Below are 26170 nucleotides of genomic sequence, written 5' to 3'. Positions count from 1 at the left end.
TATCTTGGCTTTTACTGATTAGAACCTCTAATCCTGTTTTTCTAATACATCCCTTCTGTTAGAAAGGATATTTACTGAGCATCCATGGAACAAAGATTAACAATCATAACAATAGGCGTAAAAAACCTGCAACGCTCACGCGACTTTTACCTGAACGTTTTTGGCTGGAAGCCTACTGAAAGCAGTACAGAAGGCGTTGTGTTCTTTCAACTGAACGGAATACAGCTAGCGCTTTTCCCTCAGGAATCCTTAGCAGATGATGCAGGTGTAGACCCGCAGGGCAATGGCTTCAGAAGATATTCGCTGGCGCACAATGTAAGGTCAGAGCAGGAAGTCGATGAACTGGTGGCGCAATTAGAAGCGAAAGGTGCTCAGGTGGTAAAGCGCCCTGAAAAGGTCTTCTGGGGAGGTTATAGCAGCTACATTGCTGATCCGGATGATAACCTCTGGGAAATTGCCTACAATCCATTTCTGGCACTGGATGATCTTGGAAATGCAAAGATGCCTTCAATTCACTAAGTAACCCTGAAATAGTAAGCCTTTTCGCAAAGAATAAATTTTAGTAATCACCCATTCACACCCACGTGCAAACCTTCCTTGAACTAACGGCCAAATACATTTTCGAAAAGTATAAAGAGAACATCAGCGATCTGTGCATTGTGCTACCATCCAGGCGCGCAAGCTTCTTCTTTAAAACTGCTTTGGCACAGGCTGCCCCAGAACCCATATGGTCTCCGGAGGTTTATGCTATGGAAGATTTTATTTGCCGGTTGGCCAAAATGGATGTGGTGGAGCCAATTAATCTCCAGCTGGAGCTCTACGACCTCATGCGCGAACAGGACCCTAAACTCGACTTCGACCAGTTTGTGACCTGGGCCGGCACCTTGTTAGATGACTTTAGCAGGATGGACCAGAACCTGGTGGATACAGGGAAGCTGTTTGAGTACCTCACCGAGGCGAAAGCGTTGGAACGATGGGACCCAAAGTACCTTGGCAAAGAACTCTCCCCTACCCTCAAGAAATACTTTAGCCTATGGGAGAACATTGAAAAAACATATCACAACCTGCAGAAGCGCCTCCTTGAAAACAAGCAGGCCTTTACGGGAATGGCTTTCCGCCGGGTGGCAAGCAACATCGAGAAGATAGCTATAGAAACCGACTGCCACCAATTCATCTTCATAGGCCTGAACAGCCTGACAGTTTCCGAGGAGAAGATCATCAAGACGCTGCTCAAGCATGACAAGGCAGAGGTTCTTTTTGATAGCGACGAATTTTACATGGAGGAAGGAACGCCAAACAGAGCCGGCAGCTATCTCAGAAAGTATAAAAGCACCTGGAAGCTTCCGGAATGGCGTTGGCAACAGAACCTGCTTCTCACCGATGAAAAAGAAATAAATGTGATTGGTGTTGCAAATGCAAGTATGCAGGGGAAGCTGGCGGGGCAGTTGTTACAGGAGATCCGGGAGCAGGACAAGCACGCGCAAATAGCCATTGTACTGCCCGATGAGACACTGTTGCTCCCCGTGTTGCATTCCATTCCGGATGAGGTTCCAAGCTATAATGTAACAATGGGCCTCAGCTTCAAGGGTACCCCCCTGTTCAACCTCATAGACCTGCTGTTCGAGGTTCACCTTACTGGAGTAACCCAACTTCAGGACACCGGCTATAAAGTACACCAGTACCACCACCTGTCCATATCAAAACTGCTTACCCACCCTTTCATCCGAAGGTATGAGCTTCACCTGAACGACAATCCTGCCGAGGCAAAATATCATGGCATGATACAGGCAGTGCTGGAAAAAATGGTGAACGAAAACAAGGTACTGCTCCGCGCAGAGGAACTACTGGAGTTAGGGCAGCATCATCCCTTGTTTGAAACGCTTTTCCGCACCTGGCGCGACTGCGATGATATTATTGTGGCCATGTACAGGCTGATTGAGCTATTGCGCGAAGTATACAGCCATGGTCACAACACCATTGAAACAGAATACCTGTACATTTTCTATACCCTTGTAAAGCGTCTGGACACTATTTTTGATTGTCGTGAGCAGAAGATATCGGTACGCAGCTTCAAGAAGTTTCTATATGAACTAATTGGGCATACCCGCCTTCCTTTTAGCGGAGAGCCCATCTCAGACGTGCAAATTATGGGTATGCTGGAGACTCGTGCCCTTGATTTTGAGAACCTGATCATCCTTTCCGTAAATGAAAACGTGCTGCCAGCACCAAAACGGCATGAATCACTGATGCCTTTTGATGTTCTAAAACAGTTTGGCTTACCGACTTATGCCGAGAACGAAGGTGCTATGGCCTACAACTTTTACCGGCTTCTGCAGCGGGCCAGGCGGGTAAACCTGCTTTACGTACTACCCTCTGACACCTATGGCTCTGGTGAGAAAAGCCGCTTTATCCTTCAGCTACAAAACGACCTGGCCCTGCGCAACCCAAATATTAAGTTTCGTGAAATGACCGCTGCCGTTGAACAGGAGCAAACGCGCAAGTACAATGAAGATATACTCATTCAGAAGGATGAAAACACAATTGCCCAGATAAAGAAGGAACTGGAGCGGGGCCTATACCCTTCTCACCTGAACACCTACATTAACTGCTCATTGCAGTACTACTTCAGCCGTATTGCAAAAATGCAGGAGATGGAAGAGGTAGAAGAGCAATTGGGAGCAGATAAGTTTGGCACCATTGTGCACCAGGTACTGGAAGATTTCTTTAAACCTTTTGCACAGGACGGTCATCCTATAGAGCAAAATCATGTAACACAGATGCTGCAGGAGCTGCCTGGTAAAGTAAAGAGCGAGTTCCGCAAAGTAACACGCGGTGCAAAACCAGAGCGGGGAATGAATTACCTGTTGTACAAAGTTGCGGTGCAGGTTTTGGAGAAATACCTGGAGAACCTTAAAGATTCAGAGGAGCTGCCGTTGTACGTACTCCGCCTCGAAGAAACACTGGCTACAACTTTACCTGTGAAGTTGGGTGATGAAGTTATCAATGTCCGTATTGCGGGTAAAGCTGACCGTATTGACCTGACAGGGCATCAACTACGGGTGATTGATTATAAAACAGGAAAAGTAGAGCAAAATCAGCTGCGCGTAAAGCCGGAAGATGTTGAACTACATTTTACCACCGATCCAAAGTATGATAAAGCCCGTCAGCTCTGGCTCTACGAATACATTCTGCAACGTGTACTGGAGGAAACACCAGACACCATTCTTCGCAACGGCAAGCACATAGACCGCCAAAGAATCGTTCCTAAGTCCGGCATCCTTTCCTTTCGTAACCTTGACGCTGGCGTATTGTCATCTGAATTCAATTTTGAGCAGGGTATGGAAAAAAACTTTATTGATGCTTCAGAGCAACTACTATCCGAGATCGTACTCCGCATGCTCGACCCTGAGGAGCCAATCCGCAAAACAAACGACCTGGATGTGTGTCAGTGGTGTGCATACCGTGGTATATGTGCCAGGTAGCCAACTATATAATTTTTTTATATATATTCGTTGAATAATTTTAGCTGCAGGCAACCTTTTAGTTGAAGCAGGACTCTAGTAAGTAACAAGCATCAACTCGTTGTATGAAAGCAAAAGGTATACTTCAGGTTTTTTTCTTCTTTATCCTGTCAGTTGCTCTTTTTTCCTGCCGAAAGGATGAGGATGTGGAGCCAATTGAGGAATATATGCCGCTTCAAGTAGGTAACCATTGGATTTACCACGTATCCGACTATGATTCGGAAGGAAATGTTGTTGGCAATAGTTCTTTTACGAGGGCCGTGGTAAAAGACACAGTTATAAATGGAGGAAAATGGTATATCCTGAACGATGGTAACATTGTGCAAAACAACAGAGACGGGTACGTTTACTTCAATAGGTTTAACAGAGCGGGGGATCAGGCGGTAATACTTTATCAGAATGCGGCTACAGGTGGCATAGGATATATGTATGAGTATCCAAACTACAAGCTGTGGCTTCTGACCACGAGAACCTATGAAACTACACCGTTAGTCACACAACTTGGTAATTTCCCGAGTTATGTCTTTACCATAGAGCGTCAGTACATACAGCCAAACTCTCCTACTACAAATTCTACCTGGCAAAAGGATTATATTTCCCCAGGTCTGGGCATGGTTAGATCAGATCGATTCTATGCTGGCTCAGCAGACGTTCTGTTTCGGCGCTATGAATTAATCAGCTACCTGGTACAGTAATTTACTTTTTTCCTTGTAATTAGCCACTTTTTAAAGTGCTACTCCTTTGAGAACCTCATGTTTTATAAAGGGGAAAATTCATAAAAAATTTGCTAACATGCTTCTGTTACTTTCACAGGTCCGGCATTTTTAGTATTATCGCCTGGAAGATGTTTGGTGTTGAAAAAACTTAGGCTGTGCGATTTTTTTTATTGATTTTAATTTTACTTGTTACAACAACACAGGCTTTTAGCCAGAGTACTCTTTTAAAGGTTATTGCAAAACAGGGTGATGGGGTTTATACCCTGCTGCGCCGACATGGAATAAGCTTTTCACACTTTGACTCCTTCATTAAATTAAACAAGGACAATTTGGGTGCAGACAACAGTTTATATGCTGGTCGCACTTACCTCCTTCCTGCCCCCTCAGGTCCCAAAGAGCCCGTACATACCTCCCCGGCAACTCATACCCCGGAAGAATCTGCCAATGTGCTTCATGTTCCGCTTTTTGGTGATAAACATGCACGAGTAGAAATCAAGGATCAAAAGTTAAAAGGGGCAGTCTACTATCTCGTGAGCGGGCATGGTGGTCCAGACCCCGGAGCAGTCGGGAAATACGGGCCTTACCAGTTAGCAGAAGATGAATATGCTTATGACGTAACCATACGCCTGGCCCGCCGGTTGATGGAACACGGTGCCACTGTGCACATGATCATACAGGATGAAAATGACGGGATCAGAGATGACAGTATACTAGAACTAGACAGGGATGAGGTGAACTATTCAGGAGACCCAATATCCCTTAGCCAGGTAACCAGGCTACGCCAGCGTACGGATGCCATCAACAGTCTGTATGCCAAGAATAAGGGCGCTTACCAGCGCATGCTTTCCATCCATGTAGACAGCCGCAGTAGGGGCCAGAATATTGATGTTTTCTTTTACCACCATGAGAATAGCAGCGCAGGCCAGAAGCTGGCAGAAAACATACATCAGACGTTTACCTCAAATTACAACCGTTACCAGCCCAACCGCGATTACTTCGGCAGTGTTTCCCACCGAAGCAGCTTGTATGTTGTGAAGTACAGTTATCCTCCAACAGTCTTTATCGAATTAGGTAATATCCGAAATAACCTGGACCAAAGACGCTTTGTAATACCTAATAATCGTCAGGCGCTCGCAAACTGGATTTGTGAAGGCATTCTGCTTGATTATCAAAGCAACAAATAAGATTTTACCCTACTATAAAATACTCCCGCTGCTACTCCCCCTGATCCCTGATGTGCAGCTACAGCAGGATCAGGAGATCGGTGCAATTTCACCTTAATTTCTGTCTTGGTGCCTACACCACTTAAGAACATCATAATACCCTCTTAGGCTATTAGTTTACCATTTTTTATAACCTATAAGCAGGTAGGTCGTTAAGAAGGGGAGATGCACCCAATGCATTTTTATGCAATTTTTTTTTAACCTTAAGACTATAAAACTATGAAACGTATCTTTTTACTTTCAGCATTCTTATCATTATTTTATTTTAATGCTTCTGCACAGATTGTAGATGAAATAACAGAACGCAGACCACAAACAACAGCCCCTGTTGCCGGCGAGGCCATTCAGGAAGGTAACTGGCTGATAGGTGCCAGTATTGCTAATATCGGCCACAACTTTAAGTCAGAGACATTCACCCTAGACATAAATCCGCGGGCAGGTTATTTTCTTAGTGATAACCTGGCCATCGGTACTCAGGTCCAGCTAGGGCTTTCAATTTATGATGGTGGGGAAGAATTTCGCTACGGATTAGTACCTTTTGCCCGTTATTATTTTCCTGAGGGAGCCGCACCAACACACAGATGGTTTGGTGAAGTTGTTGTTGGTTTTGCCGGTAGTTCCGAAGAAGATAGTGACGGTGATGCCATATTCTCAAGAGTTTATGGCGTAAGCGCTGGTTATGCTCACTTCGTTGCATCGAATGTGGCACTGGAGGGTATGCTTAACCTGATCAGAAGTAGTGCAAACATTGATGTTGGTGGCTCTGAAACGGGGCTTTCTTTAAGTCTTGGCCTGCAGATCTATCTACCAGGCAGATAGCCGATAAAGTAAATATTAAGCAATTACAAAATGAGCCACTAAGAACAACTTAGTGGCTCATTTTGTATAGTAAAAAAGGCAGCATCATTTAAATAACTGACGCATATCACTGTTCCTGCTTTCTTACGGTCATACCTTCAGCCTCCCAAACGCAACATAAATTATGAATCCCACAACTTCTCCAATACAGGTTCAGTTTTTAGGAGGAGCCGGTACTGTAACCGGCTCAAAAATACTGATTAAGACAGAAAAGCACCAGGTGCTGATTGATTGCGGTCTATTTCAAGGATTAAAAAAGCTACGCCTGCTCAACTGGCATAAGCCGCCACTTGAGCTTGATAAACTGGATGCAGTTATACTTACACATGGTCACCTGGACCACTGCGGTTACCTTCCCGTGCTGGTGAAGTATGGCTACAGCGGCCCTATTTACGCTACAGAACCAACACGTGATGTAACAGAGATCATTTTACGTGACAGCGCCAGAATTCAGGAGGAAGATGCCCAGCAGGCAAACAGGTCTGGCTATACTGTACACCACCCGGCAAAGCCTCTTTATACAGAAAGAGAAGTTGAACACACTTTGCCACTTTTCAGGACCCATGCTGACGGAGAGTGGGTAATCATTAATGAAGACTTCAAGTTCTGCTTCAGGAACAGCGGTCACATACTTGGTTCTGCCCTGGTCGAGCTTAAATGCCAGGGCAAGAAAATTGTTTTCTCAGGTGATCTTGGCAGACGTAAACCCATTATCATGCATCCTCCTTATTTGGTGAAAGAGGCTGATTTTGTGGTAATGGAATCTACTTATGGCGATAGGTTACATGCCAATACTTCTGTGTATGAGGAGCTGAAAGAGGTAGTGCTACATACTGTTGAAAAAGGAGGTGTTTTAGTGATACCAAGTTTTGCAGTGGAACGTGCACAAGAGCTCCTGCTGCTGCTAAACACACTTAAAGAGGAAAGAAGCATTCCGCAGATACCTATTTTCCTCGACTCTCCCATGGGTATAAATGTCACGAACCTTTACCTGCATCACCGGAACTGGCATAACCTGACCGATTCAGAATGCGAGACGATGATGCGTAATGTTCATGTTATCCGGGAGTTTGAGCAAACCCTTCATGTGCTGGACCAGCATGGAAGCAAGATAGTGATAGCAGGAAGCGGCATGGTAACTGGTGGACGCGTTTTATACTACCTCGAGAAACTCCTGGGGGATAAGAAAAACACGGTGTTGCTTGCAGGGTACCAGGCACCTGGTACACGTGGTAACCTCATGCGAAATGGCTCCGGCGAGATAAAGATTCACGGCGCTTACTATAAAGTTATGGCAGAGGTGCGCCAGATAAATACCCTTTCTGCACATGGCGACCAGGCAGACCTGCTGTGGTGGCTGAGCCACTTCAAAGAAGCGCCGGCACAAGTGTTTCTGAACCATGGAGAAGCACAGGCAAGCGAGAACCTGCGCCTTAAGATCGTAGATAAATTAGGTTTCGATGTAACCGTTGCAGAAATGAACAAGACATACCTGCTCTAGACATTCTTTAGGCGCAGCACTATTTTCAAAAACACCTTTGCTTATTCCTTTACAAATAACCGCTTGTCAAACTCAAAGGGAATTGCATCTACTACAGTCACTTTGTTAAAGTCCGGGTGCCTGGGATTGATTAGGTAATTATAATTACCCTGTACGGTGGCAGATGGCACTTTAAAAACAAGTACTTCCTCCTCAAGCACAAAATTGTCTCCTATTTCCTGTGTGGCATTGGAATGCGGGAAAGAGCTCCAGCCTTCTGGCAGATCAGCAATCCTTAGTTCCTTTATAGAGGCATCATCCGGAATCTGAATCCGAACGAGGTAATAATCAAAGGGAACAATTCCCAAGGGCATGTGTACGGCAATTTCCACCGTACTTAAAGCAATTGATTCACTGGTATAGAGAATAGCAACACCCTTGCTGTTCCAACGGCCGCCAGCCATTTCAGCACCACGACCAGACAAATCATTTCGGAATTTCTTTCTGCTAAGCCGGTAAACGATCATGCCAGCACACCGTGTTCTATCCTGATCAGTTCATCCTTCAGCAAACCAATACCAAAAGTGTTATCCAGCAGTTCTTTAGGCTTAATGCCTCCAAGAGCCACATTTTTTGCTTCAAGCCAGGCGTCAAAGTTGGCCTTGTCGCCAAATACCTCCACACCTTTGTTATAAACAAGCGTGATCTCCAGAATCTTCTCAGAATGGAGCGGATCAAACTTGCGCTTCTCTTTCTTATACCGCTGAAAAGTGCGTTCGGATAAATGCAAAAAGCCTGACCATTCTGTGGTGCTGAACGGACTTTTATCAGCTATGCTCTGGAACAATGCATATTTTATCCCCTCCCGCACCGTGCTGATAAGCATGAACACGTCACTGTCGTCAATCAATTTATAACTAAGTGTGTCACCTATTTTTAATGCCTGTCCCATATGATTCTGGTTTATCGTATCAAATATACGAAAGTTGTCATTAAATAAACGTCAATTGTCTTTAATAAGTTTGAAAGAAGTAACAATGAGAATTAAAGTACTACTTCATCAATAGACTGCCTGATCCTACTAATCCACCGGGTCCAGGTGCGAAGGGAAATATACAGAAACACGAAAGTAAGACCACCCATAGCTATTAGCAGTAAAACTCTTTTCAAATCCAGAGGTACACCTGACACAAAAAACACCCACAGCGACACACTCAAAAGAACAAGTGAAGTGAGTGAGAAAACTTTTGCCCGCTGTAACTGCAAAAGATAATGCTGCAGGGAAGTAGCAATACTTCCGGGCTTTACCGGATGCTGCAATGTAAAAAAGCTGTATAAATTACTTGCAAGGTAAAAAACAACTCCCAGCACCAGCGTAACAGAAGCATAGGCAGGCTTTAGGTGGCCGTCAAAAATATCATAAAATGTGATCAGCAAAACAGACATTGCTGCTGCTTCTACAATTAATTTCAGCCTGATTCGACCAAGAACCGGGTGTTTGCTGATCTTTGTCATCTGCTCCAGTTCCTGAGCAGCCAGTGCCTTGCCTTTAGCTGCCTGTTGCCATTCTGTTTTAAGTATGTTAAGATCCATAGCTGAGTTCTTTAATGATTTCCTTTAATTTAGATTTGATCCTGTTTATTCTTACTCCCACATTGTTCTCACTAATGCCCAGTATCTCTGCCATTTCCCGGTAAGACATGTCTTCCAGAAAAAGCGAAACAATCGCCTTCTCCCCATCCTTCAGATGTTTCAGAGCCCGGAACAATTGCTCCTCCTGCCCTTCCTCCTCAGGATAGCCTGCCTCAGTATCCGGCAAGCTATCGGTGTAGCTCACAGGTGGCTTCTGTTTCCGAAAAGATGAAAGCGCTGTATTAAGAGCAACGCGATACATCCAGGTGGTGACGCTGGACTCTTGCCTGAACTGGGGGTAAGATTTCCAGAGCTGGTAAACAATCTCCTGGAACAGGTCCTGCCTGTCCTCCTTCCCGTCACGGTACAGCTTACAGATTTTGTGTATCAGGCCCTGATGCTGTGATATCAAATCAAGAAATACATCTTTCATACAAGTGCTGCTTTTGGGGCATTTATTTTATTAGTTGTTGCCAGCGTCAAAAACTTACATAAAAGGTAAAATTATTTTCTGAAGGCAGACATCCGCTGCAAAGGATTGCACTATTTAAGCTTATCCTGCGTTGTACCCAAAACTCAAAAGAAAAACATGCGAAATTGGATAGTGGCTGTTGGTCTTGTAGTGGGTATAAGTGCCTGTAACTCACAAAATGCAATAACTGAAAATAACCAGAACCCGGATAAGCCCCTGCTCTCTATGGCAGACGTTGTACCTGTAAAGGTGCCAAAAACAAAGGAGCAAAAAACACGGCAGCAAAAATTTCTGAAGGAAAGCAACAAGCGGTTTAAAAGTCCGCAACTGGCAAGCAAGTATTATGTACTGCAGGCACAGCGAAATTTCAATGAGCAAAAGCTGGACTCCGCTACCTACCTGTTTGGCCGGGCCTGGCTGATGGACAGCACCAATACAGACATACTGTGGGGTTACGGCAAAGTATACGGTCAGCAGAAAGAATATGATAAAGCCCTTTTCATACTTTACAAAGCATTAGAGAAAGATAGTAAAAACCCGCGCCTGCTTACAGATGTAGCAACCAGTCACCTGAACCGTTTTTATGAAGCCAACAATCCGCAGGACCTGCTACAGAGTAAAAAGCTATTGGAAGAAGCCGTTAAGTATAGCAAGGAAAAGGCGGATGCTTACTATAAGCTGGCCATCACGAGCTATTACCTTAGTGAGTATAATAAGGCGTGGGAGTACCTACATAAGAGTGTGAAGCAGAAAAAAGACATCGCAGATAAGACTTTCATTGCAGCCTTACTTGACAAGAAGAAGGACCCACAGGGAATTTATGATAGGCCCTCGACTCTTTAGGTTTGCTAATAAAATATCCTTAAACTACTTTTATACTCCTACATGCCCGGCATGCGACTAAACACACCTTAACTAACCATGAAGAGATTATTTTTTGCAGCAGTTGCGCTGCTTATAGCAACTACAGCTGGTTTTGCACAGGAACAACCACAGGAGCAAAGCCTACGGGTGCTCCCCATGTTTGGCAATAAAACAAAAACAGAGGAGCAGCAGCGCAAAGACGAAAAGTTCCTTAGCAGCTGCGACAAAAGCTTTACGAACAGGCAGGAAGCCAGCTCATTTTTCATGGAGCGCGGGTGGGAGTATTATAATGAAGGGCAGGTCGACACCGCCATGTACCGTTTTAATCTTGCTTGGCTGCTAAACCCAAACAACAAGGATACTTATTGGGCTTTTGGCCTGATCAGCTCTGCAAGAGGTAATAACCAGGAGGCCATTGGCTTGTATGAAAGAGCTTTGGCCCTGGAGCCAAAGAACTCTCTTCTGTTAGCTGACATCGCCTCATCTTATTTGGACCTGTATCTGCAGAAGCCAAAGAAAAAGAACCTGAAGAAGGCAGGAAATTACCTTACTGATGCTTTGGCTGCTGACCCCGAAAATGCTTATGCTTTATACAAGTATTCAGTAACAAGGTACCACAACAAAAAATACGCTGAAGCTTGGGAGTACCTGCATAAAAGCCGGGCCCTGGATATGAGACTGATCGATTACACATTCATAGCGGAACTGGTGGAGAAAATGCCAGACCCGCAGGGCTTCTTCAGGTCTTCGGATGTAGTTACAGAAGTAAAATAAAAAAAGCCTCCTGCTAAACCAGGAGGCTTTTTTTATTTGGGCCATGAATGTACAGCAAGTTTCGGGTTGGAAGTGATGGTAGTATTTATGTTTTTTAAGGTATGAACCATTATGAGATTGTAGCAAAGGCAATGGCCTATATCCGGGACAATGTGCAGCGGCAGCCTGACCTGGATGAAATAGCATCATATGTTTGTATGAGCCCCTTTCATTTTCAAAGGGTGTTCACGGAATGGGCAGGCGTTAGCCCCAAGAAGTTTCTGCAGTACCTAACGCTGCAGCACGCCAAAGCTGTTCTTAGAAAAGCCCCAAACCTTACAGAGGCTGCAGAGCAATGTGGTTTATCAGGCAGTAGCCGCCTGCACGACCTGTTCCTGAGCATTGAAGGTATAACCCCTGGCTCTTACAAGCAACAGGGAGAACAAATAGAGGTGCATTACAGTACTGGTACCAGCCCCTTCGGGAATTACTTGGTTGCCTCTACAGCACAGGGTATATGTTACCTGCATTTTTACCAGAATGAAGAGGTTGCGCTACAGGACCTGCAAAAGGCATGGCCAAAAGCGCAGCTAAGGGAGGCGCAGAAAGAGCTGCACATACAGGCAAACAGGTTCCTGAATACAGACCAGAAAGAGCCTCAGAAAATCAGGCTTCACCTGAAAGGCACTTCTTTTCAGCTAAAGGTGTGGGAAGCGCTCTTACGCATTCCGGAAGGCCACCTTACCTCCTACTCCAGCCTGGCACTTGAAATAGGCCAGCCAACTGCCAGCAGAGCAGTGGGAACGGCTATCGGGAGTAATCCTGTCGCATTTTTGATTCCGTGCCACCGTGTAATTAAAAGCATAGGGGGCATTGGAGAATACCGCTGGGGCAGTGAACGAAAAATGGCTATGATCGGGTGGGAAGCATCAAAAACCAAAGCAGGTACAGGTAAAAATGTAGAACCGGAGCAGTTACCCCTTTTCTAAAGATTTTTTAAGTTCCATTTTTCTCCTGCCCATGCATATTTTGCTATATTTGTTTGACACCTGATTGTACACTTTCAGCCAAAGTAAATACCCTTATGAGAAAACACTTACTAAAAGCCTCTGTCATTCTGCTGGCAGGGAGCATGACAATGACGTCCTGTGTAGTTTCTAAAAAGAAATACGACGACCTGTTGGCGCGCAAAAATGCGCTGGAAATAGATAAGTCGAACCTGGAGCGGGAAAAGCTAACCCTGGAGGAGCAAAAAGCGCTGCTGGAAAAAGAGAAAGCAAACCTGCAAGATGAACGTGCACAGCTGGAGCAACAAAAGCTGGAGTACGAGAAGAGCTTGGCACAGGCCCTGAAAGAAGGGAAAACGCTGGGTGAGAACCTGAACATGAGCAAATCCCAGATCGAGCGACTAAATGCCGACCTGAAAGCACGTGAGCAGCGCCTGGCAGAGTTGCAGCGTATCCTTGACGAAAAGGAAAAAGCTGTAGCCAACCTGCGAAACAGAGTGAGCAATGCCTTGCTTGGTTTCAATGATAAGGACTTGACAATCAATGTGCGTAACGGTAAAGTATACGTAAGCCTGGCGGAGCAGCTTCTTTTTAACTCCGGCTCTACCAAAGTAGATCCAAAAGGAGAAGATGCGCTTCGAAAATTGGCTTCCGTACTCAAAGATCAGAAAGATGTAAATGTATTGGTAGAAGGCCATACAGATGATGTGCCGATTGCGAAAGGCACTGTAGGCATGTCTGATAACTGGGACCTCAGCGTATTACGAGCCACTGAAATCACCCGCATACTTACAAATGCCGGTGTAGACCCACAGCGCGTAACACCTTCCGGACGCTCCAAATATGTTCCTCTGGACGAGGCCAAGACGAAAGAAGCCCGCCAGAAGAACCGTCGAACGGAAATTATCCTGACGCCTAAGCTGGATGAGCTATTCCAGATCCTGGAGACGACCTAAGCTTTAGCTAATAAAACAGAAACGCCAGCCTATATTAAGGCTGGCGTTTCTGTTTTATAGTTTCTTCTCTCCTACTGTGTCTGCCGAATTCCGATTAGAAAACATTTCGGGAGTATGTTACTACTGGCATTTTAACTTATGCGCAGCACTTAAACCTGCAGTAAGAGTAAATCTACAATAGGAAGAAGGATCCGGGCACAGAAGTGGCCAGGGAAAAAGCTAAGCCTGCACAGGACTAGGGAGAAACTTTTTGAAGATGGGCAGAAGGAGCAGGTAAAGAACTCCTCCTATAGGCATAGCTATTAATGCCCAGGCGGAAACTGCAGCGAGGTTAGCCTTCCATAAGGAATCCAACGCCTCCAGCCAGTCATTTTTAAACATGGCCACCATCTCTTCTAAAGAAAGCCTCAGTTCCTTTAGGCCAAACATAAAAACCCCCAACCTTACAAAAGGAATAATTAACAGTAACTGGAGTGGCTGAACTAAGTAACTTATGAGAACTGTGGCTGCAATATTCAAACGAAAGCGCGCAGCAATTGCCGTACCCATTACGGTAGTTACTCCTAATGCAGGTACTATACCCACCATAGTTCCCAATGCAACTGTAACTGCTAATTTTTGGGGAGTCATTCCTTGCTTAAGCAGGTTCAGCACAGGCTGTATAATCCTGTGTCTGAAAAAACCTTTGACTACGCTGTAAGCTGACATGTGAGAATTTGTATGGAAGAATTAGCAGGAATGTAATTTACACTATAGACTCTGAGCAGCGGAATTTAGTTGCACCCAAAACGCAGTTGCAGAAAAAATATTTTATTCCTCTCTGAGGCTCCGTATTGATACCCCAATATGAATAAAGTAACCTTTAAAATAAGCTTTTGTTCAGACTTGCAGGTAATTTATGTTTTGCAACAGCAGAATATAAATAATAACTATATTTTTTCATCTCTACATTAAACCATTGTCTCAACTCCGAGTCAATAGAACCATAAAAGATCCTTTCTTATTTTAACCTTAAATGAAGAAACTATTACTTCCCCTGCTCTTGCTTTTAGGCGTCGTTCAGGCTTATGGGCAGAGCTTCACCGTAACCGGAAAAATCCAGAGTAACAGCGACAAAACAGCTTTGCCAGGTGCAAATGTGGTATTGATCAAAGCGGCAGATGCTACGAAAACAGCTACTGTAACCGATGGAGACGGAAACTTCCGTTTTGAACGTGTGACCAATGGACAGTACACCGTAGAGATCAATTACATTGGTTTCCAGAAATTCACCAAAACAGTTCAGGTTCAGGGTGCTCCAGTTAACCTCGGCCCCTTGTCTCTACAGGATGGATCTACAGCCATCAAAGAGGTACAGGTTATTGGCCGTGCACAAATGGCTGAGCAGAAAGGCGATACCTCTCAGTTTAACGCTAAAGCATTTAAAACTGCCCCTGATGCAAGTGCAGAGGACCTGGTAACAAAAATGCCGGGTATTACAGTGCAGGACGGGAAAATACAAGCTCAGGGCGAGGACGTTAAGCAGGTAATGATTGACGGCAAACGCTTTACCGGCGAGGATGTAAGTTCTGCTATCCGAAATATTTCAGCCGAAATGGTAGAAAGCGTGGAGGTTTTTGACGGGCAGAGTGATCGTGCAGCCTTTAGTGGCTTCGATGATGGGAACAGGGTAAAGACGCTGAACTTCAGAACTAAGAAAGAAGCACGACAGGGCTATATGGGGAAAGTTTCTGCCGCTTATGGTACCGATGACAGGTACATGGTAGGAGCCGCTATCAACTACTTTAACAACAACAGAAGAATTACCGTTACCGGCTTAACAAATAACATCAACATGTTCGACTTTTCGGTGGGTGAAACACCGGGAGGAGGCATGAGGGGCCGCAGAGGCTGGGGTGGCGGATCTCCGAATGGCATCATCAACACCAATACCTTCGGCGTGAACTACAATGACATGTGGGGCAAAAAAGTAGAAGTAAGCGGAAATTACAACTACTTCAATCGCGACCTGATCAATAACCAAATTCGTTTCCGGGACTACATTGGCAACGTGGAAGGCTTAGAGTACAAAGAGCAAAGCAGGAACGAAGATGCTGATGAAAGCCACCGTTTCAACTTCAGGTTGCAGTATAACATGAATGAGAACAACAGATTCCTTATCACACCGAGTCTGTCATTTCAGAACACTAATTCCCTGACCCTGCGTGAGGCAAGTACCCTTGATAATTCAGGTATACTTTCTGAGTCAGTGAACAGAAATGTTGCAGAGAGTTCAAGCATCAACTTCAACAACAACATTCTTTATTCTCACCGCTTCGGAACCTCAGGGCGAATTTTGACAGCAAATTTCAACACCAGCTACAGCAATGTGAACGGTGAAACATACTTGCTGGAAAACACAGAAAATTTTGAGAACCCGGAAAGAGACATTAACAGAAACCAGTTCATCAACCTCGAAAGAGAGAATATGTCCTGGTCTGGTAACGTGGATTACTCTCAGCGTTTAGGAGAAAAGTCGCGTTTACAACTCGAGTATAACATTAACAACAGAATCAACGATTCAGACAGAAGGGCTTTTGACTTTGCAGAAAACACCGGCACATACACTGATTTTAATGCGCCTTTCAGCAACACCTTTAAAAGCGATTATATTACACAAAGCGCCGGACCTAGCTACCAGTACAGAAGCGATAAAACAAGGTTTCAGGCAAACTTAAGGTATCAGTACGCCACCCTGCAGGGCGACAGAGAATTTCCGAAGCCATTTTCATTAGAAAGGAATTTTTCTAACCTGCTTCCTTCTGCAGAATATGAGTATAAGTTCTCGAACACGCAGAACCTAAACATCAGCTACCGTACAAATACAAATGAGCCTTCGGTAGATCAGTTGCAGGATGTTCTGGATATTTCAAACCCGCTGCAGCCAAGAGCAGGTAACCCTTCGCTTAACCAGGACTTCCAGAACAGAATGAACCTGCGTTACAGAAGCTTTGATCCGGTAACAAACAGGATGTTCTTTGTAGGCATGTTCGGTACCATGACGCAGGATTACATTGCCAACAGTGTTTATACTACTACAGTGCCGGAGGAATATGCTAACGGCTATCGCTTACAGCCAGGAGCACGTTTAACAATACCAGTTAACATGGACGGTTACTGGAATGTGCGCTCTTTCATGAGCTATGGTCAGCCACTTAATGTTATCAGCTCTAACATTAACTTCCGGGGTTTTGCAGGCTATACTAGAATTCCTGGTAAGATTGATAACCAGATCAACTATGCTAATAATATTAATTTCGGAACGGGCTTGAACATCAGCAGCAATATCAGCGAGAAGGTAGATTTTAACGTTTCTTCCAACTTCAACTACAACATTGTAGAGAACACGCTGCGCACGAATCAGAATAACAACTATTACAACCTGAACTCCAACGTTCGACTTAACTGGATTATGTGGAAAGGCTTGGTATACCGCACAGAGCTAAGCCATCAGTATAATTCCGGTTTAACTGCAGGTGTAGATAACAGCTACCTGCTTTGGAATATGAGCCTGGGTAAAAAGGTATTCAAGAACCAGCAGGGTGAAATTAGCTTAAGCGTAAATGATCTCCTGGAGCAAAATGTAAGTGTCCAGCGTAACATTGCCTCTGACTTTATTGAGGATGTGCAGTCAACGGTGTTACAGCGTTACTTTATGGTTACCTTCAGCTATAACATCCGCAAGTTTAATGGAGGAGCTGCGCCATCTATGGATAATGACCGCAGACGTGAATGGGGAGGAAACCGTGGACATTAAAAGCTTTGTAGCTATTTAAACAAACTTTTAAGGCCTGCTTTAGAGCAGGCCTTTTTTTATCTTCAAAGATCATCTTTAAATGTGACAAAAGTCACTGATTAAGTGCGGGTTACCACTGTACCTTTAGTCTTTTAAAAGCAGGAAGTTGAACCTGCTTTTTTGCCCTGGTAGCCAACCGAATAAGAAGCAGTAGGGCTAATAAAGTAAAAAAAGCACTGAAACACTTTGAATATGAAAAAGAACATGGGAAATGCCGACAGAATTATCAGGGTGATAATTGCGGCCATTATTGCAGTATTGTACTTCACTGGTACAATAACAGGCACTGTAGCCATCATACTATTAGTTGTTGCCGTAGTTTTTGTACTCACAAGTATGGTAGGTTTCTGCCCACTATATGCCCTGTTCGGGTTAAACACCTGCCCTAGAACCACACGTCACCACAATTAAACACTAATAAACCCAGCCCTCTATGATTCAGGACATTATGAGGGTTGGGCTAATAATTATACAGCAACTACTAAGTACCCTTCCTATAGCCTTAGCTTCAGTTAGGTTCAAACTAAGGCTATTTCTTAAACCGTCTGCTAAACTGCATGCTTAGCCCAAAGGAATATGGCTTTAGCCCGAAGGGCTCCCTCTTCTGGTAAGTGGAGGCCAGAAAGTAGTTGAGGTTAGGCATCAGCATCAACTCATACTTATCCAGCACTGCCACATTATATCCCAGCCCTAAGAGTAAATTATAATTAGTTTGTTCTAAAGGATTTTGCTCGGTAGGAAAAACAATGGTCTGGGCTAACTCCCCATCTACATACTCTTTGGTCCGGCCTTTTAGAAGTACATTCACCCCACCGGCCACAGTAAGGTTAAGCCTGCTTTGCGCCCTCTGCAGGAAATAGTAGGTTACCCCCATTCGCATACCCCCGTAAGTGAAAGAACTTTTCAGTTGCCGTTCACTCTCCGACAAAACAGGCTTAACCAGCACTTTCCCATCACTTGATACGCTTTTTAGCAATGTGTCCACCTTACCAGTAGTAAAGGAATAGGAAACGTTCTCCTGCAACTGAACCAGTGATAAATGGGTTTCTAAGAACAGGTTTGGTTTGAGGGACTTGCCTATGTTTACCCCAAACTCAAAACCCAGGCGTTCAGGGTCAAGTTGGTTTCTGGTATTAAGGTTCGTAATATAGATCTCATCTGCTCCTGTAGGAGTAAACGACCTGAAGGCGTAGCGGGAAGCGAAAGTTGATCCAATAAACCACTCTTTCTTTTTTCCTGAAGTGCTTGTGTCTGCTTCAGCTCTGGTTGTCATTTGTGCTGCTCCAACGTTTAGCTTAACTGAATCTAGGGAAGCCAGGAGTACGAACTCTTCACTGGTAACCACAACCGGTTTTACTCCTGGCATTTTATCTATGATGTCATTTTCGTTTTCATCAATCACTTCGGCAGTAGCAACGACAATGGTCTTATTTTCGAACTCAGAATTTTGTGGTTGTTTCTGTACAGGTATGTAGGCTTCTACCCTTCCAGTACCAGGAGTCGCTTCGGAAATCTGCCGCTTCTTTTCAATTCTGTCTGTGGGCTCACTACTCCTGGTTGTTTTATGGGGGTTAGGTAATGCTATACCTGCTTCCGACTTTTTAGAGCTGGAAATACTAAAACCAAGCTTGCTTTCTTTATCGCTTCCAGTGTTCTCCACAGAGGTGGCTACTTCTAGCGGTTCCGTACTGTCTCCTGTTCCTGACAAGTCTGCACCCGTTTTCTCCTTTTCAAGGTAATAGATACCTGTAGTTGCTAAAAGCAACAGCAAGGCAGCAGAGACTACCCACCATTTCCACTGCGGTGGCCTCTTAGGCTGAACCTGGGCTGAGATTTTACTCCAACCATCAGCGGGTGGGGCTTCTTCGAGCCCCAGTAGCTTACGCCTTATTTCTTCCTGTTCCTTATCAGTCAGCATTTTCTGAAATTGAAAGTTTTTGGAGCTTACGCTTTAAATGGCTCTTTGCCTTTGCCAGTTGCGACTTAGATGTGCCTTCTGCTATATTTAGCATCTCGGCAATCTCACGATGATTGTATCCTTCTACCACATAAAGATTAAAAATCAACTTATATCCATCTGGCAGCTGGTTTATTACTTCCAGTAATTCCTGTCCCGATAAACTACTGATGATGTCTTCGTCAGTGGGTGTTTTTTCCTCAACAGCACTATAATCCAGCTGGTCCAGGTATTTACGGTTTTTGTGGTAGTGATTGATTGCTGTATTTACAAAAATCCTCCTCATCCACCCTTCAAAAGAACCCCCATTATAAGCATTAATATTCTGGAAAACCTTTACGAAGGCTTCATGAAAAACGTCCTCTGCTTCAAACCTTGATCTTGTATAACGGGTACACACAGCCATCATACGACCCGAATAGGTTTGATACAGCTTCTCCTGAGAGGAAGCTTTTCCTTTTTTACAACCCTCTATGATCTCTTCCTCCGAACTCACTTCATGCAGGCTTACAAGGTTTCTGTACTTTTACTGCCACTCATCCCAGGAACCACTATCGCCAAAAGCCACAAGTGTAAACCTGCAGCTTTTATACCAGCGGACCTGTTCTCGTCAAAAAGGCTAGTGAACCTCATTTACTTTACCGTTACCTTTACAACTATCTCCTGAAAGGTTGACCGATCTCGGCTAGTGTAAACCTTGTACCTAAAAGAGTCTTGTCCAACAAAATTTTTAGGTGGATAATACATATAAATGGTGTTCTTATAGCTTCCAGAATAATCAATTGTGTTGAAGGTGCCTTTTTCTGGGCTACGAATTTCTGTTCCACCGTATTTGTCGTTGTAGCAAACTATATCGTTCAGGAAGATCCTTATTCCTTTAGGGGTATTTCTGGTAGTTTCCAGAGAATCAGGTGCAAGGCTTGTCACACAGGTGACGGGATCAAACGGCTGCTCTACTATCAGCGTAATCTTCTCGGTTTTACAGAGGTCTTTTGTACAGACGGTATAGGTCAGGCTATCTAAACCAAAATAGTTATTTTTAGGCTTATAGCCCATCGTTCCCGGTCCATCAAAATTCGGAAACAATTCGCCGTTTACAGGTTGTGAGTAGGTTACTACTGCTTCTGTTTTTAGGCTATCGTTTGCTAAAGGGTCAAGCCTAAGTATCCAGCCGTTATTACTGTTAAAAGTATAAATTTCATCCGGGAACAACTTGAAATCATTAAAAGAAGCAGGTACAATGTCCTCTATGGCATCATCGCAACCTGCCATTAGCATGGTACCAATAAACAGCTGCAGAAAAACAGTCTTCAATAAAACTCGCTTCATAACACTTTTGATTTCGGTTCTGCTGGTAAGACAAGATGCTCTTCAGAAGGGTTGCCCGGGTAATCTTATTTAATGATAATTATTTTCAGGCATAAATTTATCTACAATTACAATAAATAGAGTGGGCTAACACGCAGTAATGTTGTTTAATACTCGTAAATTAGGTAAGGTTTCTTGATCTGAGGCATATGTTCATAAAAGAGTTTCCTGATTATAAATGGCTGAAGGAGCGGACAGACAAGACTTACCAGGATCCGCATGAGGAAAAGAGGGGGAAAAAAGCGCCAGATGGCTGGCCTGTTATCATCATGAACGCCAAATCCACCTTCTGTCACCGTCCGGATTTAAAAGGCCCCTTCTCCATCTTTACAAATATCAGTGGTAATTCATTTGTACAGGTGGACAACAAAAGAGTAAATGTTTCAGAGGAAAGTTTCTTCATCAGTAACCGCGCCCAATATTATACCCTCGATATAGAGAGCGATTCGCCGGTTGAAACGTTTAATCTGCACCTTGGGCAGGATGTTTGGGAAAATTACATACATACCTGTGCCACTCCTGACTATAAACAGTTAGATAAACCGGACCACAGTCCTTACAGCTCGCTTTCTGAATTTCCTAACTTACTACAGCAGAAAGACCAGCGCATACATGAGGCACTGAAAAAGCTTTACTCCCTCTCGCTGATGCCGGCTCATACCAGTTTAGAATTTGATGAGCACCTGGCATTGTTGTTTCAGGCCCTGGTATGGCAGAAGCAGGAGTTGTTGCAGGCTATAAACCGGATACCACAGGTTAAGAGAAGCACTAAAGAAGAATTACACAAACGTATCGCTCTGGCTACTGATTTTATCCTTTCTAATCCTACACAGCAGGTAAGCCTGGAAGAGCTGGCCGGACTGGCATGCCTCTCTAAGTTTCATTTCCTGCGCATTTTTACCAGTATTTACCGCACAACTCCACACCAGTTCATACTGAACCAGAAATTACTGCGCAGCCAGAGACTTCTTCGCAAAACAAATTTACCAGTTGGTGAAATTGGGGTAATTTGTGGATTCCCGGAGATAGGATCCTTTAGCCGTGCCTTCTCCAGGTTCAGTGGCTGTTCCCCGGGGTTATACCGCCAGAAAGTAAAATAGCAATTTTTGCTAAACATCCGGAAGCTCCAGGCAATACCTTTGTCAGTATAAAAGATAAAACTATGGAAACTACCTATTTCACTTTCGTTCAGGCTGGCTACATAGCACTTACTGCTATATGCCTGGCCTTCCTGCTTATCGGCATCCGGATAACATTTAACAGAATGGGTTTGCCAGCAGCAGTCGCCAATAAACGGATGGCAATCATTACCGCAGCTCTTACGGTATGGCTGTTGTGTGTGAGTACCTTATCCCTTATGGGAGTATTCTCTGATTTCAAAAGTCTGCCACCAAAGATGTTCCTTGCCATTATCATCCCCTTAATTGTGATTCTTTGGCTAACATTCAGTTCAGCTACCAAAAGATTCTTTGCAGCCGTACCTCCGGGCTGGATGATGGCTTTCCAGGTATTCAGGGTTCCTGTAGAGCTGTTTCTGTGGCTGCAATTTCTGGATGGGCTAACTCCGGTTCAGATGACGTTTGAGGGTTTTAACTGGGATGTTCTTACAGGTATAACAGCTCCGGTTTTTGCCTATCTCTGTTACGGACAGGGCAGACACCTCCGGGGGCTGGCAATCATCTGGAACCTGGCAGGGCTGGTATTGGTGATCAATATTGTAGTCATCTCCATCCTTTCTGCACCGGTACCTTTCCGCACCTTTTATAACGAACCTGCCAATACCGTGGTGACCCAGTTCCCTGTGATCCTGCTACCTGCGGTTCTTGTACCCCTTGCCTATGGAATGCACCTGTTCTCTTTAAGAAAAGCATTGATGGAAAAGAAAGTGTCGCGCACTGACTTGAAGTCACCTTCGTTGGCCTAACCAATTGCTCTTTAGATAAAGGTAATTAACCGGAATCCCTTTCACCGAACCCAAGGGCATGTTTTATCTTACCCAGCGTAAGCGCATGCTCTTCTGTACCTTCTGTTCCGAGTAAAAAAGACCAGGAGCGTAAACTGTCTGTGTGATCGCAGTAGATCTTAAACATTCCGAGGTAGGGAACAGCGACAAACATGCCGGGTATCCCCCAGATCATGCCACCCAGAATAATACTCAGGATTGTAAAAAGGGGGTTAATATTGACTTTGCCGCCCGTGATATTAGGGGTAAGGATGTTATTTTCAGTGAACTGAACAAGCAGGAAGAAACCCAGAACTGCCAGTGCCTTGTTTGGATCGCCCTGGATGGCAAAAGTATAAAGCAAAGGGATGGCCCCACCAATTAAGGTCCCGAAATAGGGTATAAAGTTCATGAAAGCAGATAAGATTCCAAGCAGTATGGCATATTCCACCCCTATCAGTAGCAGACCTGTAGAATTAATCACACAAAGTATGAGGATCACAATCACCACGCCTGCCATATAATGCTTGGTTACATCCGAAATCTCATCTATAATCTGCTTTGCCCTTGTGTGTTTATAAGAAGGCAGCTGACGGTAAATAAAGTTCTCCATCTTGTTGCGGTAGTAGAGAGCCAGGAAAATATACACCGGCATCAGGCCGAATTTCACGAGCGTGTCCGTGGTCGCTTTAAGCAGGTTCTTCAAGAAGTTACCACTGAACTCCAGCGCATCATTTACCTGCGTGCGCAACCAGTGCTCATTGTCGGGGCTGCTGCCCCCTACTTTCTTATCTATTGTTTGCTGCAGGCGGTCCAGGTTGTTGAGTACCTTTTCCTGCATACCCGGGAAGTCCGTTATGAAAACTGACAACTGCTTGTAAAGAAGGATAAGCACGCCCACAAAAAAAGCCATCGCCAGGATAACTGTTAAGAAATTTGCCAGGATCCTGGGAAACCCCCATTCCTCCATCTTCTTTTCAACCGGGTATAACAGGTAGGCAAATAAAACAGCTATAAAGACAGGATACAGAAACTCTCTGGCTTCTACCAATACATAAACCAGCAAAATGCCAAATAACAGGATGAGGGTTAACTTCTGTAAAGTTTCAATCTTTTTGCTCATATTTCCTTCTACTGTGTCTACACCCCTTTGAGTTATAAAACCTGGCTTTCCGATTTAATGGTGTGAAGCCTCCTTCTGAACACATTCCCTAAAAATTACGAAAAACAACTAACAGCAGGGTTAAGCAATTAATAACCTACCTTTACACCGGAAATACAAAATCATATGACTGCATTCAAAGACCTGAACCTATCTTCTGCCCTTCAAAAAAGCCTGGAGGAGCTAGGCTACACTACCCCTACCCCAATCCAGATAAGTGCTATCCCGTTGCTGCTACAGGGGCAGGATGTGGCAGGCCAGGCAGAAACAGGCAGCGGTAAAACGGCAGCTTTCGGACTACCGATCCTGCAAGGCGTTGATACATCTTTGCAGCAGGTACAGGCACTGGTGATCGTGCCCACCCGCGAGCTGGCTGTACAGGTACGGCAGGAGCTTAAGAAGTATGGCAAGTACATGGAGAACCTGAAGATAAGCGCATTCTATGGTGGTCACTCCTTCTCCCAGGAGCGTGCTTCCCTGGCACATCCCCCCCAGGTTTTAGTTGGTACCCCCGGCAGGCTTACAGACCACCTGAACCGCAAAACAGTAGACATGGGTATGGTAAAACAGCTGGTGCTGGACGAAGCCGACAAACTGCTGGAAATGGGCTTTGAAGAAGAAATAGACCAGGTGCTTGCTGCTATGCCACGTAAAAGGCAGACCATCCTTTTCTCTGCCACCATGCCTGATGATGTGAAGGAACTGATCTCTAACTCACTGAAGAACCCTCAGTTCGTCAAAGCCTCAGCCAACGCCATTCCGGACCAGGTTAAATTGGTCGGCATAAAAGTAGAACACCATGACAGGAAGGAAGTTATTGTAAACCTGCTGAAAAGTGTGGATCCTGCCGGCACGGTTGTGTTCACCAACACCCGGATTGCAGCAGATGAACTGGCTGCCTTGCTACAGGAACAGGGCATCGCAGTAAAGGCCCTGCATGGAGGTATGGAGCAGGTAGACCGTGACAAAACAATGACACTGTTCAGAAACAAGACCACCCAGGTGCTGGTCGCCACTGATGTGGCAGCGCGAGGACTGGACATTGCGGCTTTACAAAACATCATCCACTATGAACTCCCGATAGATGCCGCCGCATACCTGCACCGCAGCGGACGAACAGGCCGGGCCGGGAAGAGCGGAACAGTATATACGCTGGCCACACCCCGCGATGAAAAGCAGCTCCGCGAATGGGAGCAGGTGCGAATGGATGAATGGTTAAGCGCCAGCACCCTAAAAGAGAAAGCACCAAAAGCTGCTGTACCGGCTGCGTCATCCTTTGCCACGCTGCATATTAGCGGGGGACGAAAAGACAAGATCAGTCCCAGGGACATTGTAGGAGCACTCATAGCAGAAGCAGGCTTGAAGGTTGACCAGATAGGTAAAATCGAGGTTCAAGACAGGATGAGCTTTGTGGCCGTGCCGCATGCGCAAAGTAAAAGTATTGCAGAGAAGCTTAGCGAGGGAAAGATAAAAGGGCGCAAGTATAAGGTGAATCTGGTCAGGTAAATTTTTTTTCCTTTTTTTTACCTGGTAGGACATAGTTGGCAAATCATTTGCTTTTTCATAGTAAAATTAATTTAGACTGGGGAACCACCCTTCCTAAAAATAAGTTTGTCAAACTATGAGAACATTGTGTTTTGCTATCTTTTTTTGCGTATCTATTGCCAATTTTCCAGCCAGTGCTCAGTATAAAGATGCTGCTGCGCAAGCCATAGAAAACATAGAGGCAAAATATCGGCAATTAAGTACCGAAGCTGATTTCGTAAAAGTGAATGGAGTACCCGTGGCACAAAATACTCGCTTCATTCAACCAGAGGATCAGGTGGTAGAAGATTACAGTAAATTACGCCAGATCGCCTTGGTTCGACATGGGGAGCCGGACCTGGAGAAAACAGGAAAGTTCTCTTTTGATGAGGCCAGGCAGTACCTGCAAAACTATGACAGCGTAGGAATCCTGGTGCCAGACAAGCCCTTTCTGGCTATTGACAAACCGGATGAAGTCTCTATTTTCTCCAGCTCCATCAACCGTGCCCGTGCCACTGCCAGCTACTTGTTTGGCGAGGATACCATGATCACTGTTTCGCCGGAATTCAGAGAATTTGAGAGAACGTTAGGCAAACGTACTTTGAAAATGCGCATGCCTATTAAATTCTGGACTACAACAGCACGGATCAAGTGGATGTTGGGGATAGACCGTCAGGGAATTGAAACCTTTGCTGATGCAAAAGAGAGGGCTCGCAAGGCAGCTCAACAATTGGCTTCAGCCACAGAAGAGAATCCGAAAGCTGTACTAGTGGCGCATGGCTTCCTGAATCGTTATATCAAACAGGACCTCGAGAAAATGGGATGGCGCGTGGTTCGTGATGGAGGAAGCGGTTATTTTGGAACCACAATCCTTGTTAAAATTGATGAAAAGGCTAACGA

At 44.8% G+C, this 26170-nt stretch carries 25 protein-coding genes; 16 read left to right on the top strand and 9 right to left on the bottom strand.

What is annotated here, in order from left to right:
* Window positions 1-84: 84 nt before the first annotated feature.
* The 6 genes from ACFSRY_RS17030 (at window position 85) to ACFSRY_RS17005 (ending at window position 7819) form a co-directional block, all read left to right on the top strand.
* Window positions 85-519, top strand: coding sequence for a VOC family protein (locus ACFSRY_RS17030; RefSeq protein ID WP_377510596.1), 435 nt, complete (start codon window positions 85-87; stop codon window positions 517-519).
* A gap of 65 nt (window positions 520-584) precedes the next feature.
* The gene (locus ACFSRY_RS17025) at window positions 585-3482 is read left to right on the top strand and encodes a PD-(D/E)XK nuclease family protein (protein ID WP_377510593.1); all 2898 of its coding nucleotides are present in this window, start codon (window positions 585-587) and stop codon (window positions 3480-3482) included.
* A 104-nt stretch (window positions 3483-3586) separates the two neighbouring features.
* A complete protein-coding gene (locus ACFSRY_RS17020; RefSeq protein WP_377510590.1) occupies window positions 3587-4216 on the top strand; it encodes a hypothetical protein in 630 nt (209 codons plus the stop codon).
* 176 nt (window positions 4217-4392) lie between these two features.
* On the top strand, window positions 4393-5421 hold the full coding sequence (locus ACFSRY_RS17015; RefSeq protein ID WP_377510587.1) for an N-acetylmuramoyl-L-alanine amidase family protein: 1029 nt from the start codon (window positions 4393-4395) through the stop codon (window positions 5419-5421).
* Between the two features lie 258 nt (window positions 5422-5679).
* Window positions 5680-6279, top strand: coding sequence for a hypothetical protein (locus tag ACFSRY_RS17010; protein WP_377510584.1), 600 nt, complete (start codon window positions 5680-5682; stop codon window positions 6277-6279).
* Window positions 6280-6442: 163 nt separating this feature from the next.
* Window positions 6443-7819 carry an MBL fold metallo-hydrolase RNA specificity domain-containing protein gene (locus tag ACFSRY_RS17005; RefSeq protein WP_377510581.1) on the top strand — a complete coding sequence of 459 codons (1377 nt, stop codon included), beginning with the start codon at window positions 6443-6445 and terminating at the stop codon, window positions 7817-7819.
* Between the two features lie 41 nt (window positions 7820-7860).
* Here the strand turns inward: ACFSRY_RS17005 and ACFSRY_RS17000 are convergent, their stop codons facing one another.
* The 4 genes from ACFSRY_RS17000 to ACFSRY_RS16985 form a co-directional block, all read right to left on the bottom strand.
* A complete protein-coding gene (locus ACFSRY_RS17000) occupies window positions 7861-8325 on the bottom strand; it encodes an RES family NAD+ phosphorylase (RefSeq protein ID WP_377510578.1) in 465 nt (154 codons plus the stop codon).
* Window positions 8322-8750: a type II RES/Xre toxin-antitoxin system antitoxin gene (gene parS / locus ACFSRY_RS16995; protein ID WP_377510575.1), complete on the bottom strand. Its 429-nt coding sequence runs from the start codon at window positions 8748-8750 to the stop codon at window positions 8322-8324. Before parS ends, ACFSRY_RS17000 begins: the two co-directional genes overlap by 4 nt.
* A 92-nt stretch (window positions 8751-8842) precedes the next feature.
* Complete coding sequence (locus tag ACFSRY_RS16990) at window positions 8843-9391, bottom strand: hypothetical protein (RefSeq protein ID WP_377510572.1); 549 nt, start codon at window positions 9389-9391, stop codon at window positions 8843-8845.
* Window positions 9381-9863 (bottom strand): RNA polymerase sigma factor, encoded by a 483-nt coding sequence (locus ACFSRY_RS16985; RefSeq protein ID WP_377510568.1) that lies wholly within the window; start codon window positions 9861-9863, stop codon window positions 9381-9383. Before ACFSRY_RS16985 ends, ACFSRY_RS16990 begins: the two co-directional genes overlap by 11 nt.
* A gap of 156 nt (window positions 9864-10019) precedes the next feature.
* On the opposite strand from ACFSRY_RS16985, the gene ACFSRY_RS16980 reads away from it, so the two are divergent.
* The 4 genes from ACFSRY_RS16980 (at window position 10020) to ACFSRY_RS16965 (ending at window position 13482) form a co-directional block, all read left to right on the top strand.
* Window positions 10020-10745 carry a tetratricopeptide repeat protein gene (locus ACFSRY_RS16980; protein ID WP_377510565.1) on the top strand — a complete coding sequence of 242 codons (726 nt, stop codon included), beginning with the start codon at window positions 10020-10022 and terminating at the stop codon, window positions 10743-10745.
* 78 nt (window positions 10746-10823) lie between these two features.
* Window positions 10824-11540 carry a tetratricopeptide repeat protein gene (locus ACFSRY_RS16975; protein ID WP_377510562.1) on the top strand — a complete coding sequence of 239 codons (717 nt, stop codon included), beginning with the start codon at window positions 10824-10826 and terminating at the stop codon, window positions 11538-11540.
* A 101-nt stretch (window positions 11541-11641) separates the two neighbouring features.
* Window positions 11642-12508 (top strand): methylated-DNA--[protein]-cysteine S-methyltransferase, encoded by an 867-nt coding sequence (locus ACFSRY_RS16970; protein ID WP_377510559.1) that lies wholly within the window; start codon window positions 11642-11644, stop codon window positions 12506-12508.
* Between the two features lie 95 nt (window positions 12509-12603).
* Entirely contained in the window at window positions 12604-13482 is an 879-nt protein-coding gene (locus tag ACFSRY_RS16965) for an OmpA/MotB family protein (RefSeq protein ID WP_377510556.1), read from the top strand.
* Window positions 13483-13701: 219 nt separating this feature from the next.
* Here the strand turns inward: ACFSRY_RS16965 and ACFSRY_RS16960 are convergent, their stop codons facing one another.
* Window positions 13702-14190: a DUF2062 domain-containing protein gene (locus ACFSRY_RS16960; RefSeq protein WP_377510553.1), complete on the bottom strand. Its 489-nt coding sequence runs from the start codon at window positions 14188-14190 to the stop codon at window positions 13702-13704.
* A 307-nt stretch (window positions 14191-14497) separates the two neighbouring features.
* On the opposite strand from ACFSRY_RS16960, the gene ACFSRY_RS16955 reads away from it, so the two are divergent.
* The gene (locus tag ACFSRY_RS16955) at window positions 14498-17278 is read left to right on the top strand and encodes an outer membrane beta-barrel protein (protein ID WP_377510550.1); all 2781 of its coding nucleotides are present in this window, start codon (window positions 14498-14500) and stop codon (window positions 17276-17278) included.
* A gap of 231 nt (window positions 17279-17509) precedes the next feature.
* A complete protein-coding gene (locus tag ACFSRY_RS16950; protein WP_377510547.1) occupies window positions 17510-17728 on the top strand; it encodes a YgaP family membrane protein in 219 nt (72 codons plus the stop codon).
* Window positions 17729-17846: 118 nt separating this feature from the next.
* Here the strand turns inward: ACFSRY_RS16950 and ACFSRY_RS16945 are convergent, their stop codons facing one another.
* From ACFSRY_RS16945 to ACFSRY_RS16935, 3 genes are all read right to left on the bottom strand, one after another.
* Window positions 17847-19235, bottom strand: coding sequence for a hypothetical protein (locus ACFSRY_RS16945; protein ID WP_377510544.1), 1389 nt, complete (start codon window positions 19233-19235; stop codon window positions 17847-17849).
* Window positions 19225-19770, bottom strand: coding sequence for an RNA polymerase sigma factor (locus tag ACFSRY_RS16940; RefSeq protein WP_377510541.1), 546 nt, complete (start codon window positions 19768-19770; stop codon window positions 19225-19227). Before ACFSRY_RS16940 ends, ACFSRY_RS16945 begins: the two co-directional genes overlap by 11 nt.
* Window positions 19771-19907: 137 nt before the next feature.
* Complete coding sequence (locus ACFSRY_RS16935; RefSeq protein WP_377510538.1) at window positions 19908-20603, bottom strand: Ig-like domain-containing protein; 696 nt, start codon at window positions 20601-20603, stop codon at window positions 19908-19910.
* Window positions 20604-20791: 188 nt separating this feature from the next.
* Between ACFSRY_RS16935 and ACFSRY_RS16930 the strand changes: the two genes are divergently transcribed.
* Together ACFSRY_RS16930 and ACFSRY_RS16925 are read left to right on the top strand one after the other, a co-directional pair.
* Window positions 20792-21742, top strand: a complete 951-nt coding sequence (locus tag ACFSRY_RS16930; protein ID WP_377510535.1) for a helix-turn-helix transcriptional regulator — start codon at window positions 20792-20794, stop codon at window positions 21740-21742.
* Between the two features lie 62 nt (window positions 21743-21804).
* The gene (locus ACFSRY_RS16925; RefSeq protein ID WP_377510532.1) at window positions 21805-22566 is read left to right on the top strand and encodes a hypothetical protein; all 762 of its coding nucleotides are present in this window, start codon (window positions 21805-21807) and stop codon (window positions 22564-22566) included.
* Window positions 22567-22591: 25 nt separating this feature from the next.
* On the opposite strand, the gene ACFSRY_RS16920 is transcribed toward ACFSRY_RS16925, so the two are convergent.
* Window positions 22592-23707, bottom strand: coding sequence for an AI-2E family transporter (locus tag ACFSRY_RS16920; RefSeq protein WP_377510529.1), 1116 nt, complete (start codon window positions 23705-23707; stop codon window positions 22592-22594).
* Window positions 23708-23872: 165 nt separating this feature from the next.
* Between ACFSRY_RS16920 and dbpA the strand changes: the two genes are divergently transcribed.
* Window positions 23873-25252: an ATP-dependent RNA helicase DbpA gene (dbpA, locus tag ACFSRY_RS16915; protein ID WP_377510526.1), complete on the top strand. Its 1380-nt coding sequence runs from the start codon at window positions 23873-23875 to the stop codon at window positions 25250-25252.
* A gap of 115 nt (window positions 25253-25367) precedes the next feature.
* Window positions 25368-26170: histidine phosphatase family protein (locus tag ACFSRY_RS16910; RefSeq protein WP_377510522.1), on the top strand; the 803-nt coding region annotated here is incomplete at its 3' end.

Source organism: Pontibacter locisalis (assembly GCF_042684605.1).
Lineage (GTDB): Bacteria > Bacteroidota > Bacteroidia > Cytophagales > Hymenobacteraceae > Pontibacter > Pontibacter locisalis.
Note: the sequence above shows the minus strand (reverse complement) of the source record. Positions and strands in the feature narration are given on the sequence as shown.

Coding starts and splice junctions, on each gene's coding strand:
- ACFSRY_RS16960 (WP_377510553.1), bottom strand. CDS start 14,190: ATGTCAGCTTACAGCGTAGTCAAAGGTTTTTTCAGACACAGGATTATA.
- ACFSRY_RS16950 (WP_377510547.1), top strand. CDS start 17,510: ATGAAAAAGAACATGGGAAATGCCGACAGAATTATCAGGGTGATAATT.
- ACFSRY_RS16980 (WP_377510565.1), top strand. CDS start 10,020: ATGCGAAATTGGATAGTGGCTGTTGGTCTTGTAGTGGGTATAAGTGCC.
- ACFSRY_RS16945 (WP_377510544.1), bottom strand. CDS start 19,235: ATGCTGACTGATAAGGAACAGGAAGAAATAAGGCGTAAGCTACTGGGG.
- ACFSRY_RS16990 (WP_377510572.1), bottom strand. CDS start 9,391: ATGGATCTTAACATACTTAAAACAGAATGGCAACAGGCAGCTAAAGGC.
- ACFSRY_RS16965 (WP_377510556.1), top strand. CDS start 12,604: ATGAGAAAACACTTACTAAAAGCCTCTGTCATTCTGCTGGCAGGGAGC.
- ACFSRY_RS16935 (WP_377510538.1), bottom strand. CDS start 20,603: ATGAAGCGAGTTTTATTGAAGACTGTTTTTCTGCAGCTGTTTATTGGT.
- ACFSRY_RS17005 (WP_377510581.1), top strand. CDS start 6,443: ATGAATCCCACAACTTCTCCAATACAGGTTCAGTTTTTAGGAGGAGCC.
- ACFSRY_RS17020 (WP_377510590.1), top strand. CDS start 3,587: ATGAAAGCAAAAGGTATACTTCAGGTTTTTTTCTTCTTTATCCTGTCA.
- ACFSRY_RS16985 (WP_377510568.1), bottom strand. CDS start 9,863: ATGAAAGATGTATTTCTTGATTTGATATCACAGCATCAGGGCCTGATA.
- ACFSRY_RS16925 (WP_377510532.1), top strand. CDS start 21,805: ATGGAAACTACCTATTTCACTTTCGTTCAGGCTGGCTACATAGCACTT.
- ACFSRY_RS16920 (WP_377510529.1), bottom strand. CDS start 23,707: ATGAGCAAAAAGATTGAAACTTTACAGAAGTTAACCCTCATCCTGTTA.
- ACFSRY_RS17010 (WP_377510584.1), top strand. CDS start 5,680: ATGAAACGTATCTTTTTACTTTCAGCATTCTTATCATTATTTTATTTT.
- ACFSRY_RS17000 (WP_377510578.1), bottom strand. CDS start 8,325: ATGATCGTTTACCGGCTTAGCAGAAAGAAATTCCGAAATGATTTGTCT.
- ACFSRY_RS16930 (WP_377510535.1), top strand. CDS start 20,792: ATGTTCATAAAAGAGTTTCCTGATTATAAATGGCTGAAGGAGCGGACA.
- parS (WP_377510575.1), bottom strand. CDS start 8,750: ATGGGACAGGCATTAAAAATAGGTGACACACTTAGTTATAAATTGATT.
- ACFSRY_RS16975 (WP_377510562.1), top strand. CDS start 10,824: ATGAAGAGATTATTTTTTGCAGCAGTTGCGCTGCTTATAGCAACTACA.
- ACFSRY_RS16970 (WP_377510559.1), top strand. CDS start 11,642: ATGAACCATTATGAGATTGTAGCAAAGGCAATGGCCTATATCCGGGAC.
- ACFSRY_RS17030 (WP_377510596.1), top strand. CDS start 85: ATGGAACAAAGATTAACAATCATAACAATAGGCGTAAAAAACCTGCAA.
- ACFSRY_RS16955 (WP_377510550.1), top strand. CDS start 14,498: ATGAAGAAACTATTACTTCCCCTGCTCTTGCTTTTAGGCGTCGTTCAG.
- dbpA (WP_377510526.1), top strand. CDS start 23,873: ATGACTGCATTCAAAGACCTGAACCTATCTTCTGCCCTTCAAAAAAGC.